This window comes from Aeromonas rivuli (assembly GCF_000820045.1).
Classification (GTDB): Bacteria; Pseudomonadota; Gammaproteobacteria; order Enterobacterales; family Aeromonadaceae; genus Aeromonas; species Aeromonas rivuli.
The window spans coordinates 25,218-35,250 of sequence record NZ_CDBJ01000067.1 but is presented as its reverse complement, the minus strand read 5'-3'; the positions used below and the strand labels follow the sequence as shown (position 1 = coordinate 35,250).

At 57.5% G+C, this 10,033-nt stretch carries 18 protein-coding genes and 1 other RNA gene; 18 read left to right on the top strand and 1 reads right to left on the bottom strand.

The window, feature by feature from the left end; genetic code table 11:
• Positions 1–252: 252 nt before the first annotated feature.
• A complete protein-coding gene (locus tag BN1130_RS21785; protein WP_084218231.1) occupies positions 253–1,071 on the bottom strand; it encodes a helix-turn-helix domain-containing protein in 819 nt (272 codons plus the stop codon).
• 144 nt (positions 1,072–1,215) lie between these two features.
• Here BN1130_RS21785 and BN1130_RS21780 point away from each other — a divergent pair, with 144 nt between their 5' ends.
• From BN1130_RS21780 to BN1130_RS15705, 18 genes are all read left to right on the top strand, one after another.
• Positions 1,216–1,476: a helix-turn-helix domain-containing protein gene (locus BN1130_RS21780; RefSeq protein WP_084218230.1), complete on the top strand. Its 261-nt coding sequence runs from the start codon at positions 1,216–1,218 to the stop codon at positions 1,474–1,476.
• A gap of 10 nt (positions 1,477–1,486) precedes the next feature.
• A complete protein-coding gene (locus BN1130_RS15775) occupies positions 1,487–3,526 on the top strand; it encodes a transposase domain-containing protein (protein WP_042043106.1) in 2,040 nt (679 codons plus the stop codon).
• Between the two features lie 58 nt (positions 3,527–3,584).
• On the top strand, positions 3,585–4,523 hold the full coding sequence (locus BN1130_RS15770) for an AAA family ATPase (RefSeq protein WP_042043104.1): 939 nt from the start codon (positions 3,585–3,587) through the stop codon (positions 4,521–4,523).
• A 3-nt stretch (positions 4,524–4,526) separates the two neighbouring features.
• Positions 4,527–4,973 (top strand): hypothetical protein, encoded by a 447-nt coding sequence (locus BN1130_RS22360; protein ID WP_157014052.1) that lies wholly within the window; start codon positions 4,527–4,529, stop codon positions 4,971–4,973.
• Positions 4,973–5,194: a hypothetical protein gene (locus tag BN1130_RS15765; RefSeq protein WP_042043103.1), complete on the top strand. Its 222-nt coding sequence runs from the start codon at positions 4,973–4,975 to the stop codon at positions 5,192–5,194. The genes BN1130_RS22360 and BN1130_RS15765 overlap by 1 nt, the downstream gene beginning before the upstream one ends.
• Entirely contained in the window at positions 5,191–5,514 is a 324-nt protein-coding gene (locus BN1130_RS15760) for a Kil protein family (RefSeq protein WP_042043101.1), read from the top strand. Before BN1130_RS15765 ends, BN1130_RS15760 begins: the two co-directional genes overlap by 4 nt.
• 9 nt (positions 5,515–5,523) lie before the next feature.
• Positions 5,524–5,691, top strand: a complete 168-nt coding sequence (locus BN1130_RS22355; protein ID WP_157014051.1) for a hypothetical protein — start codon at positions 5,524–5,526, stop codon at positions 5,689–5,691.
• 22 nt (positions 5,692–5,713) lie between these two features.
• The gene (locus BN1130_RS15755; RefSeq protein WP_042043100.1) at positions 5,714–6,322 is read left to right on the top strand and encodes a DUF3164 family protein; all 609 of its coding nucleotides are present in this window, start codon (positions 5,714–5,716) and stop codon (positions 6,320–6,322) included.
• A 10-nt stretch (positions 6,323–6,332) separates the two neighbouring features.
• Positions 6,333–6,560: a hypothetical protein gene (locus tag BN1130_RS15750; protein ID WP_042043099.1), complete on the top strand. Its 228-nt coding sequence runs from the start codon at positions 6,333–6,335 to the stop codon at positions 6,558–6,560.
• Positions 6,550–6,834 carry a hypothetical protein gene (locus BN1130_RS15745; protein WP_042043098.1) on the top strand — a complete coding sequence of 95 codons (285 nt, stop codon included), beginning with the start codon at positions 6,550–6,552 and terminating at the stop codon, positions 6,832–6,834. Before BN1130_RS15750 ends, BN1130_RS15745 begins: the two co-directional genes overlap by 11 nt.
• Positions 6,827–7,069, top strand: coding sequence for an ANR family transcriptional regulator (locus BN1130_RS15740; protein WP_042043097.1), 243 nt, complete (start codon positions 6,827–6,829; stop codon positions 7,067–7,069). Before BN1130_RS15745 ends, BN1130_RS15740 begins: the two co-directional genes overlap by 8 nt.
• Positions 7,069–7,533, top strand: a complete 465-nt coding sequence (locus tag BN1130_RS15735) for a hypothetical protein (RefSeq protein ID WP_042043095.1) — start codon at positions 7,069–7,071, stop codon at positions 7,531–7,533. The genes BN1130_RS15740 and BN1130_RS15735 overlap by 1 nt, the downstream gene beginning before the upstream one ends.
• A 105-nt stretch (positions 7,534–7,638) precedes the next feature.
• Positions 7,639–7,851: a hypothetical protein gene (locus tag BN1130_RS15730; RefSeq protein WP_042043093.1), complete on the top strand. Its 213-nt coding sequence runs from the start codon at positions 7,639–7,641 to the stop codon at positions 7,849–7,851.
• 10 nt (positions 7,852–7,861) lie between these two features.
• Entirely contained in the window at positions 7,862–8,062 is a 201-nt protein-coding gene (locus BN1130_RS15725) for a hypothetical protein (RefSeq protein WP_042043092.1), read from the top strand.
• A gap of 6 nt (positions 8,063–8,068) precedes the next feature.
• Positions 8,069–8,134: hammerhead ribozyme type II (locus tag BN1130_RS21775), an RNA gene on the top strand.
• 495 nt (positions 8,135–8,629) lie between these two features.
• A complete protein-coding gene (locus tag BN1130_RS15715; protein WP_042043090.1) occupies positions 8,630–8,878 on the top strand; it encodes a hypothetical protein in 249 nt (82 codons plus the stop codon).
• A complete protein-coding gene (locus tag BN1130_RS15710) occupies positions 8,871–9,503 on the top strand; it encodes a gp16 family protein (RefSeq protein ID WP_052448246.1) in 633 nt (210 codons plus the stop codon). Before BN1130_RS15715 ends, BN1130_RS15710 begins: the two co-directional genes overlap by 8 nt.
• A gap of 23 nt (positions 9,504–9,526) precedes the next feature.
• Positions 9,527–9,997, top strand: coding sequence for a hypothetical protein (locus tag BN1130_RS15705; protein ID WP_157014050.1), 471 nt, complete (start codon positions 9,527–9,529; stop codon positions 9,995–9,997).
• Positions 9,998–10,033 lie beyond the last annotated feature (36 nt).

The following is a 10,033-nucleotide window of genomic DNA, read 5'->3' as shown; positions in this document are numbered from 1 at the left end:
TGTATAGGCTCTAGTGAATCGATCACTGGGAGATAGTTAGGGAATAACTGGGATCTGTTGGGACTAAGTGGGATCGGAAACTAGAAAGGACGCGGCCTGTGGAGCATTGAGACTCGACAGGCCGCTTTCATTATGGGCGCTGAGCTGAACATGCAGAAATGATCAACGCCATGGGATTTGCTGCAACACGAGCTGGTGAATTGATCAATGCGGCGCGCGGCAAATCATCTTCAAACAATCTTTAAACGGGCTTCACTCTCCTACATCATGAGCGATGTGAACGACCTGGCCGATCACTTCGAAGGTGTGTTGCTGGTCTTTCGGGACTTCTATCTCTTTGTAGATCGAGTTATCGCTAATCAGCAGCCACGCATGGGGCAGCACTTGCAGGCGCTTGACCCATAGCTGGTCATCGTTGCGCACCACGTAGATGTGGCCATCGACCGGGCGCGTTCTGCCTAGGTGCACCATCAGGGTGTCATTGTTGTGGATAGTCGGCTCCATGCTGTCGCCTTTGCTCCAGACGATCGCCAGTTCCTTCTCAGCAAAGCCGCGCCACTTCAGCCACTTACGGCGAAATGCCAGGTGGCGACATGGCGCCTCATCCCCCTGCGTCAATGCGCCGTGTCCAGCGGATACTTGCACCCGATAGCCGGGTATCAATGCGAACTCTTCCAAGAATGCTTCATAGCTACGCTGTAGCTCGTTTACGCCAGTAAGATCAATCGGTTGCTGTTCATATTGAAAGTTGGACGATGATGAATTCCCAACCGGCTGCGCGCCATCAGGAAACGCTCCGCGTTTATCTAGCTCATCAATAACATATTGAGGAAGTATCGACGCGTGGTACTCGAATGCTTTGGTTCCTGACCGCTTCCGCTTAACACCTTCCCTTCCAGCACTCAGCCTCTCTAGTTCGTCCCTTGCTCTTCTGTCCGTTGTCGGCATTCCTTCAAGACCGGCCACTTCGGACGCAACAACCCATTCCGTCCGTTTCTCACCATACGAATCGGACGCTCCGTCCGATTCATGATTGCAAACGTCCGAATTACCTAACTTATTGTTTTCCATCCTATTAACCTGTTTTGGTGATTTCATTGGCAAATGACGAAACGGACGAATTGAAAATATATTCGTCCGTTTGCATTGCTCTTTCGTCCGATTCGTCCCTATACTCTCGTTAACTTAGTCAGTTAACCGAGTCGAGTTACTAAGATGAGTAATTATAGAGTGTCGCAGAAACGGACGGAAAATGGGAGTGATTGGCATCGTGCAGATGTAGTTGCCGCCTTGAAGAAGGCTGGCATCTCTGTTTCGCAGTTGTCCCGTGATGCCGGGCTTTCCAGCTCTACATTGCAAAACACCTTCCGAGCTCCATGGCCAAAAGGCGAGCGGATCATCGCTGGCGCTCTCGGCCTGGAACCTGAAGATATCTGGCCAAGCCGGTATCAGCCCCTCTTGAAGAAAGCAAGCTAAGGGGGCTGGCATGGAATGGGTCACCGCTATTGAGGTCGCTGGTGTGGCTGGAATGCCAACATCAGAAAGACGCTCCCGCGATCAGTTGAATCGTATGGCTGAGCTTTCCCCTGACAAATCCCGTCAGCGCGAAGGCAGCAAGGCCACCGAATACCACATCAGCATTCTGCCCCCAGCCGTCCAAGCCGCCCTGCTGCGCAAGGCTGGCAAGGTCAAGGTCAGCGGCATGACGCTGGATCTGCCCAAGGCCAAGCCCAAGGCCCCGCGCTACTGCAAAGAACAACTGTGGTCGCGCTGGAGCAAAGCCAACACCAAGGCGCACGACAAGGCCAAGGCCTGCGTCACCGCCGTGCAAGCTGTCCATGCCCTGGTGGCGAGCGGCTGCACCCTGATGCAGGCCTACCAGCATATCGCCAATGAGTTTGCCCTCGCACTGCCAACCCTGCGCCGCTACTGCGGTGCCGTGAAAGGCTTTGACGAGAGCGACTGGGTAGCCGTGTTGCTGCCCAAGCACCAAGAGAGCGCCACCGCTAACCGTGCCACCAAACTGGCCCCGGTGAGCGATTCCGCCTGGGCGTTTTTCAAAGCCGACTACCTGCGCAACGAATGCCCGAACGCCAGCAGCTGCTATGAGCGCCTGCGTCTGGCTGCCCAGGAGCAAGATTGGGTCGTGCCAAGCATCGATAGCCTGATGCGCCGCATGGACATGGAAGTGCCCCACGCCCAGCAGGTGATGTTGCGCGAAGGTGAGCATGCGCTGATGCAGCTCTACCCGCCGCAGGAGCGCACCATCGAAGGGCTGGATGCCATGGAGTGGATCAACGGTGACGGCTACCTGCACAACGTCTTCGTGAAGTGGTTCAACGGCGAAGTGATCCGCCCCAAGACCTGGTTCTGGCAGGACATCTACAGCCGCAAGATCGTGGGCTGGCGCACTGATATCAGTGAGAACACCGACAGCATCCGCCTGTCCCTGATGGACGTGTGCAGCAAATACGGCATCCCGCGTGAGATCACCATCGATAACACTCGCGCTGCGGCCAACAAATGGATGACCGGGGGCGTGCCGAACCGCTACCGCTTCAAGGTCAAGCAAGATGACCCGCTCGGCATGATCCCCATGCTTGGCATCAAGCTGCACTGGTCCAGCGTGCTGCTGGGCAAGGGCCACGGTCAGGCAAAGCCGATCGAACGTGCCTTCGGTGTGGGCGGGCTGGATGAAATCATCGACAAACACCCCGCGCTGGCAGGTTGCTACACCGGCCCCAACCCCATGGCTAAGCCAGACAATTATGGTGAACGGGCGGTGGATGCAGCCGAGTTTCTGCGCATCGTGGCCGAAGGGGTCGCCATGTACAACGCCAAGGTCGGGCGCCAGACCGAGGCCTGCCGTGGGGTGATGAGCTTTGATCAGGCATTCGAGCAGAGCTATGTGCAATCCGTAATGCGCAAGGCCAGCAGTGAGCAATTGACCATGTTGCTGTTGCAGGCAGAAGCGTCTCGCGTCAGCAAGCACGGAACCATCTTGATCAAGTCTGGCGGCACTATCCGCAATCGCAGTAACCGATATTACGGGCCTGAATTGGCTCATTACGTAGGGCAGAAGGTCATTGCTCGGTTCGACCCGCAGCGCCTACATGATGCGGTGATTATCACCACCCAGAACGGCCTGCATATCTGCGAAGCGGAGTGCCTGGAAAAAGTCGCATTTGGCGATACCCAACAAGCCCGTGAGCACAAGCGAGAGCGCACCAAATTCGTCAAGGCAAACAAGACTGCTGCATTGGCAAAGAAAAACATGTCATCGCTAGAAGTTGCGGCGCTTATCCCCAGCATCACAGACGAAGAAGCACCCGAAACCAAAGTGGTGGAAATGGTGCGCCCGATCAGCCACGGCAATGCCGCGCTGGCCGTGCAGCCACTCTCGCAGCCAAACACCCAGCAACGGGCACAAACCAGCCCAGAAACCGCCCCAGTCATTGACTACGAAGCCCGCTTCCAAGCAGGCGTCGCAGCCCTGGCTGAGCAGCAAAAGAAAGCCCGTCTGTAACCAGACCAACCGCAAAAAGAAAGCGGCCCGAAAGCCGCCATAAATGGAGAGTAAATCGATGTCAAACATCCTGACTTTAGACCAACCCAGCCAGCCCGGTAATGAAATCATCGCCCGCGCCAAGGGGCTGCTGGATTCCAGCATGGTGACACAAACCCAGATGGCCAAAGAGATCGGCGTTAGCCCCTCAACCATCAACCAGCTGCTCGGTGGCACTTACAAGGCCGACCCCAGCACCATGATGCAAAAGCTGGCCAACTGGCTCACTGCCCGGCAAACCCGCGCCAATGCGCCCCGGGATCCCGGCTTTGTGCAGACCGAAACCGCCAAGCAGATCATGGCTGACATGGCCTATGCGTTGGCCACCCAGAGCATCGTCATCATCCACGGCGTCTCTGGCGTGGGCAAAACCACCGCCCTGCGCGAGTTCGCCCGCCATAACAACAACTGCTGGGTGATCACCACCTCCCCGAGCCGCGCCACCATGACCGAGTGCATGTATGAACTGGCCATGGAGCTGGGCATGGAGAACGCCCCCCGCCTGCGTGGCCCGTTGGCCCGCGCCCTGCGCCGCCGCTTGCTCAACACCCGGGGCCTCATCGTGGTGGATGAAGCAGACCACCTCGACCGCGCCACCCTCGAAGAGCTGCGCATTCTGGTGGAAGAGGTCGAGGTCGGCATGGTGCTGGTTGGCAACAGCCGGGTTTACACCCAGCTGACCGGCGGACAGCGCTCCGAAGACTTCGCCCGCCTCTATTCCCGCGTTGCCAAGAAACGCGCCATCACCCAGGCCAAAAAGGCCGATGTAATGGCCGTGGCCAGCGCCTGGAAAATCGACGGCCCAGCAGAGCGCAACCTGCTGCTGCAAATCAGCGCCCGGCCTGGGGCTCTGCGCCTGGTCAGCAAAAACCTGCGATTGGCGGTGATGTATTCGGGCGGAGAACCGCTGACCGAGGCCGTGCTGCGTCATGCCTTTAACGAGCTGGAAGGGGAGTAAGCCATGAGTCAACACACGCCAGTTCCATGGTTAAAAGTGGGTAAATTCGTCGCCGCCCATAGCCCGCTGAATGACGTTTTTTATGTCTGTCAATGTGACGAAGAACATGACGCCCGTCGCATCGTGGCTTGCGTGAATGCCTGCGAAGGTATCCCGACAGAAGATCTGGAAGCATCCCCGCGCCACGGTCTGCTCCACCTATGTGAGTTCTCATCAGAAGTGATTGAGCTACGTGAGCATGCTGAGGCTCAGGTCCGCCATTTCCAAGAACGTCTCGCAGTGTTCCAGGCCCAGTTCAGCAAAGCCAAAACTCTGATCCATGACCTACGCACACCGGTCGAGACAGGTCTGCATAACGCCAAGGTGATTAATTCCCCACTGGGCGTTGATAAGCGCCAAGAAGAACTGCGCCGGATTGAAGAAATCCTCAACTGGAAGGAGGCCGACTGATGAACGCCAACCCCCAACCGACGACCTTCTACGGCGTCCATACCGAACAGAACTGGACCCACGTCCACCTGCTGAATGGCAGCAAAGGCCGTGAGGTGAGCCGCTGTGATGGAGAAGTCGTGATCCAGACCGACGCGGGATGGTCACAGAGCTATGACGAAACCGCCCTGCACCTGTTCTGGGCGCCGCTGAACAGTGATTCACAAGGAGAAACAGCATGAACATTCGAACCAACAGCCTCGGCGTGATCGCCCAGCGTGTCATCGCTGACTTGCGCAAGAACGGCTGCCAAGTGCTGGCCGTCAAAGCCGCCCAGGTGCGCCCCATGATCGAGATCGCCTATCCCAGCCCCGAGCTGAAACAAGGGGCCATCGAGCTGAAAGAGCAGGTGGATGGCCTGCGCCGCCGCGCCTACGTCGCCCGCCTCGGTGGCTGCATTGTCCACTGGCATGACGAACCCGAGCAGGACGACTTCGAGCTGACCGGCAACATGACCGCCGTCGAGTACCTGCACCACCGCGCCGCCGGTTTTCCGGCGTAGGAGCCTGCCATGGCCTTAGTAGTGATCAGTATCGATAGGGACAAGCTCCCATCGCATACCAATGAGCAATTTGAAGAGTGGGTGATGTTCTACGTTAACCAACGTGGTGGCATCAGCAATCAAAACCCTCTGGCGGACGTGGACCTTGAAGCCATGGTTCGAGAAATCAGCAAGTAAATTTTTAGAAGGATAAACAGCAATGACCACCCAACCCAACAACCTGCGCAAGAACGCCCTGGGCCACTTCGTACCGGAGTCCCTGATTGCCCCGCTCGACCTGCTGCGCGATGACCTGGTGACTCGCCTGTGCAACGAGGCACACGAAGAGCAGCTGCGTCTGCTGGCCCGCAAGGCCAGCATCGCCCAGGAGATCGAAGCCTTCATGGATCTGTCGGCCGCCGAGTACGGCGTGCAGTACGGCGGCACCAAGGGCAACGTCACCCTCACCAGTTTTGATGGCCGCTTCCAGGTGGTGCGAGCCATCGGCGAGCACCGCAAATTCGACGAACGCTTGCAGACCGCCAAGACCCTGATCGACGGCTGCATCGGCCGCTGGAGCGAGGGCAGCAGCAGCGAGATCCGCGCCCTGGTGGATCACGCCTTCCGCGTCAACAAGGGCGGCCATGTGGACGTCAACCAGGTGCTCAGCCTGCGCAAGCTCGACATCAAGGATGCCGAATGGCAGGAGGCCATGAAGGCCATCGCCGACGCCATCACCGTGGTCGGCAAGGCCGAGTACATCCGGTTCTACGAAAAGACCGGCACCGGGGCCTACAAGGCCATCGTCATCGACTGGTCGAAGCTGTGAGGACATGAACATGGACAAGTTTCACTACAGCCAGTTGGGGTCGGTTCAAGAGAAAGCAGCCTATCTGTTGACCCAGGAAATAACTGCCGGAATCAACATCGCTGATTTGGATCTGGTGATGCAAGCGAAGGTCGGTGATGTATGGCTTCCCGTGACTGGTGAGTCAGAAGAACACGCGATCGAAAAGGCCAAGGCATGGCTGCGGGGAAAAGCTGGCCTTACTGCTGATGGAGTTTGAAACCCGCTATGGCCCGCTGTACCTCACCCGCCACGCCTTCGAGCGCTGGGTTGAGCGTACCGGCCGCAGCGAACTGGAGATGCTGGGCGCCCTCTCTAGGGCGTGGCGCCCAAGCAAACGACAGCTGCGGCGGATCCGGCAGCGCGAGGCGGGATGGAGCCCGCGCCGGATCCTCGAATGTGACCATGCCTATTTCATCTTGGAAAAACGCTACATCGTCACCGTTTACGACAAGCACCAAACCGAATTTAAACAGGAGTTACACCATGAATAATGCGGCTTTAAAGGGTGACCAACTCACCCACCAAATCGAAAATAAGCCGAACGGCTACATGGCGCTGGCCACCCGCGCCGCCGAACTGGAGCGCGAGGGCCGCTATATCGCCGCCCTGGATCTGTGGAAGGCAGCCTTGATGGTGGCCAAGAACGCATTGAATAGGGAGTGGGCAAAGGGCCGCGTCAATCTCTGCTGCACCTGCATCCACCGTTTCGGCAAGCGGGAGGCGTGATGACTATCAGCAAGGAACAGTGGCAGGCAATCGCGGCCGAGCTGAAAGGCAGTTGGGTGCAACTCACATTCAATCTGCACGGGCACAAGATAAACATTACCAGGGCGCGTAAGAGCGAAAGTACCACGGTACTGGCGGTGTATATCGATGAAGTCATCAAGTCAGAATGGTCCAAAGAACTGAGTGAGATAGACCCTGCAGACGAGTTTATGAACCAGGTGGTAAAGCAGGTTTTCTTCCACAAGTTCAAGGCCATGTATAGCAAAAAACAACTTGAAACTATGGCCAAGCATAAACGCAGTCTTGGCGCCAAGCGCATGAAGGAGATGTTTGGCGAAGCCCCAGAAAAAGCAGGGTGGACCTACCTTATCCCCTACTTCGGCAGCAGCACCGCACTGGTGCGCCAGTTCAAGAAGATCGAAGGGTTGGAGCTGGTCAGCGAGCTGAAAGAGGTGACCGCATGAGCATCAAGCCCCGCACCTTACTGATTGCCGTGGCGCTGTATTGGGCTCTGCTGTTGCCCTCTGCCGCCCTCACCATCTACCTGATTATCCGATAAGGAGCACGTCATGATCATTGCGATTGAGCTGACCCACACCAGCGTGACCGATGCCAAGAGCAGCCTGGAATGCACCCTGGCCAACGATCCGGCCCGGGCGCTGGCAGATGCCACTGCGACCATCGACTACATCAACGAGCATCGCGGTCCCGATGGCCAGAAATCCCGGCTGGCCATGCTGACAGCCATCGTCAACAAGGCGCGGAAAGCGCTCAGGAATTAAAGGAGTAACGATGATGGCTATGAACGTGCCTGAGAACCCGACACACACCATCAAGCTTTTGAGTAACTGGGATAGTGAAGGGGATGTTGTGTGGATGCTGGCATTCAAAATTGGCGATGAATACCACACCTGGGAGTGTGGCCGCGACTTTGGTAAGCCGGTGTTGCAATACGAGGGAGACAAGATTCTAGCCGCATGGGAACTGAGTTAAGGGTAAACGCGAAACGGGGGCTATTCCCCCGTCTGCCTGGCGTGGTTGCCAGGCACTGATGAGCAGCCGACCGGGCCCGGTCATTCACGATAACCCATAGAGGGATCGACGATGACAAACGGTGAGTTGAGTATCGAATTGACCAAGCTGTGCGGGGGCGCGTGTACCGCCCACAGCTACCAGGAAAAGATCCTGGCCATGCGACGGTACGCGGCCTTCGCAACCAGGGCGACAGCACACGGGGCCATGGCGCTGGCGGGGGAAGCCCGGCGCTATGAAGAGGAACTGCGGGCCGAGTTGCACCAGCAATCGAGGAGTGAGCCATGCACGGTGAATACACCCCACTGATGAGGCAGGGTCTGCTGGAAAAGCGCCTCACCAGCGGCAAGGCCCGCCTCGATCCTGAAATGGGGCTGGAAAAGCTCTGTACCGGGTGCCAGGAATACTGGCCGCAAGACACCGCCTTCTGGTCTGTGCGCAATCACCACAATGCACCAGATGGCTTGCAACACTACTGCAAGGCCTGTGAAAGCGAAGGTAACGCGCAGAGAAAGAGGAAATATCGCCATGGTGATGACCCGCTATCAGCGCAGGATGGTGAACTACATCAAGGCAAATCACCCCTGCTACCCCAAACGCAAAACCAAAGGGATGAGCAAGCAGGCGCTGCGCGAACTGGAAGCCCAGGCCGATGACCATGCCATGGCCTGGCTTGATAGCACCGTCCCCCGCTGGCGGGAAGGCACCCCGCCAAAGACCAATAAAATCTATGTCGCCACGCTCAGCGAGGCAGATGAAGGAGAAGAAGATGAATGATGCCAAACGCCTGCTGCAACTGGTGCAGATTGGCCGCCGTGACCTGAGCCTGGATGAAGAAGATTATCGCGCCTTGCTCGAAGGGGTGACCGGTCAGCGCAGCGCCAAAGGGCTCAAGGCCGCGCAGCTTGAGGCAGTGCTGACCGCCATGAAGGGGATCGGGTTCAAGCCCAAGGCCAAGTCCCCAGCCAAGGGGCGACAGATGTCGCCCCCCAGTCACGCCAGGGTGAAAGCGCCGGAGGTGCGCAAGCTGCGCGCCATCTGGATCACCATGGCCCAAGATGGCTTTGTGCGCGATGGCTCAGAGGATGCCCTGGCCAGCTATGCCAAGCGCATCACGACCACCCATAACAATGGCGCCGGGGTGGCCAGCCTGGAATGGTTGACCTCTGCCCAAGCATCGCGGGTGCTGGAGTCGCTCAAGAAATGGCACGTTCGGCTGATGACAGATGCCATCATCGAGCGCGGGGATCCAGTTCCTGATACGCTCAGCTATCGCCACGATGCCAAGCCAGGTTATGACTTGATCCGTGATGCCTATGAAAATCCGGGTAGGCGGCCACCGAGGATAATGGTTCTGGATGGAAACAAGGCCATAGACGAATTGAACAACAAGGCCCAATAATGGGCCTTTATTTTGGAGGCGATATGACGTTATTGATTGGTTTGGTGGTGCTGGCCTGCGCGGTCTGGGTGCTGTTCGATTCGTACAAGAAGGGGGCCCGCAATCCGGCTGGCTGGGCGGTGTTCGTGGCAGTGATCTGGTTTATCGCGCTGCCTTACTACCTCTACAAGCGCAACAAGCTGGAACCAGCAGAGCAGCAGCCAGCCGCAAGCAACCGCTGGATCGGCTTGGTCGCGGTAGTGGTACTGGTTGGTGGCTTTACCTTCAACACAATGAACAAGGAAGCTCTACCCGCTTGTGATACACCAGAAGTGGTCGAGGTACTGAGCAAGTTGCTGAACGGTATGGTGATTGCCAACCCGGCGCAACGACCTGAAAGTGAAGACTTCGGAGCCGTTCGTCTGTGCAATGCTACGGTGGCAGAACGTATCCAACCCTATCGTGTGAGTTGGTACAGCAACGACAAAGTGCAGTTCATCGTTCATCTTGAGTAGCGGCAGGCCCTAGAATTGGGCAGCCCGATCCACTGA

What these genes read in the sequence shown, in the direction of transcription:
- BN1130_RS21785 (WP_084218231.1), bottom strand. Translation starts at nt 1,071, where the DNA reads ATGGAAAACAATAAGTTAGGTAATTCGGACGTTTGCAATCATGAATCG.
- BN1130_RS21780 (WP_084218230.1), top strand. Translation starts at nt 1,216, where the DNA reads ATGAGTAATTATAGAGTGTCGCAGAAACGGACGGAAAATGGGAGTGAT.
- BN1130_RS15775 (WP_042043106.1), top strand. Translation starts at nt 1,487, where the DNA reads ATGGAATGGGTCACCGCTATTGAGGTCGCTGGTGTGGCTGGAATGCCA.
- BN1130_RS15770 (WP_042043104.1), top strand. Translation starts at nt 3,585, where the DNA reads ATGTCAAACATCCTGACTTTAGACCAACCCAGCCAGCCCGGTAATGAA.
- BN1130_RS22360 (WP_157014052.1), top strand. Translation starts at nt 4,527, where the DNA reads ATGAGTCAACACACGCCAGTTCCATGGTTAAAAGTGGGTAAATTCGTC.
- BN1130_RS15765 (WP_042043103.1), top strand. Translation starts at nt 4,973, where the DNA reads ATGAACGCCAACCCCCAACCGACGACCTTCTACGGCGTCCATACCGAA.
- BN1130_RS15760 (WP_042043101.1), top strand. Translation starts at nt 5,191, where the DNA reads ATGAACATTCGAACCAACAGCCTCGGCGTGATCGCCCAGCGTGTCATC.
- BN1130_RS22355 (WP_157014051.1), top strand. Translation starts at nt 5,524, where the DNA reads ATGGCCTTAGTAGTGATCAGTATCGATAGGGACAAGCTCCCATCGCAT.
- BN1130_RS15755 (WP_042043100.1), top strand. Translation starts at nt 5,714, where the DNA reads ATGACCACCCAACCCAACAACCTGCGCAAGAACGCCCTGGGCCACTTC.
- BN1130_RS15750 (WP_042043099.1), top strand. Translation starts at nt 6,333, where the DNA reads ATGGACAAGTTTCACTACAGCCAGTTGGGGTCGGTTCAAGAGAAAGCA.
- BN1130_RS15745 (WP_042043098.1), top strand. Translation starts at nt 6,550, where the DNA reads ATGGAGTTTGAAACCCGCTATGGCCCGCTGTACCTCACCCGCCACGCC.
- BN1130_RS15740 (WP_042043097.1), top strand. Translation starts at nt 6,827, where the DNA reads ATGAATAATGCGGCTTTAAAGGGTGACCAACTCACCCACCAAATCGAA.
- BN1130_RS15735 (WP_042043095.1), top strand. Translation starts at nt 7,069, where the DNA reads ATGACTATCAGCAAGGAACAGTGGCAGGCAATCGCGGCCGAGCTGAAA.
- BN1130_RS15730 (WP_042043093.1), top strand. Translation starts at nt 7,639, where the DNA reads ATGATCATTGCGATTGAGCTGACCCACACCAGCGTGACCGATGCCAAG.
- BN1130_RS15725 (WP_042043092.1), top strand. Translation starts at nt 7,862, where the DNA reads ATGATGGCTATGAACGTGCCTGAGAACCCGACACACACCATCAAGCTT.
- BN1130_RS15715 (WP_042043090.1), top strand. Translation starts at nt 8,630, where the DNA reads ATGGTGATGACCCGCTATCAGCGCAGGATGGTGAACTACATCAAGGCA.
- BN1130_RS15710 (WP_052448246.1), top strand. Translation starts at nt 8,871, where the DNA reads ATGAATGATGCCAAACGCCTGCTGCAACTGGTGCAGATTGGCCGCCGT.
- BN1130_RS15705 (WP_157014050.1), top strand. Translation starts at nt 9,527, where the DNA reads ATGACGTTATTGATTGGTTTGGTGGTGCTGGCCTGCGCGGTCTGGGTG.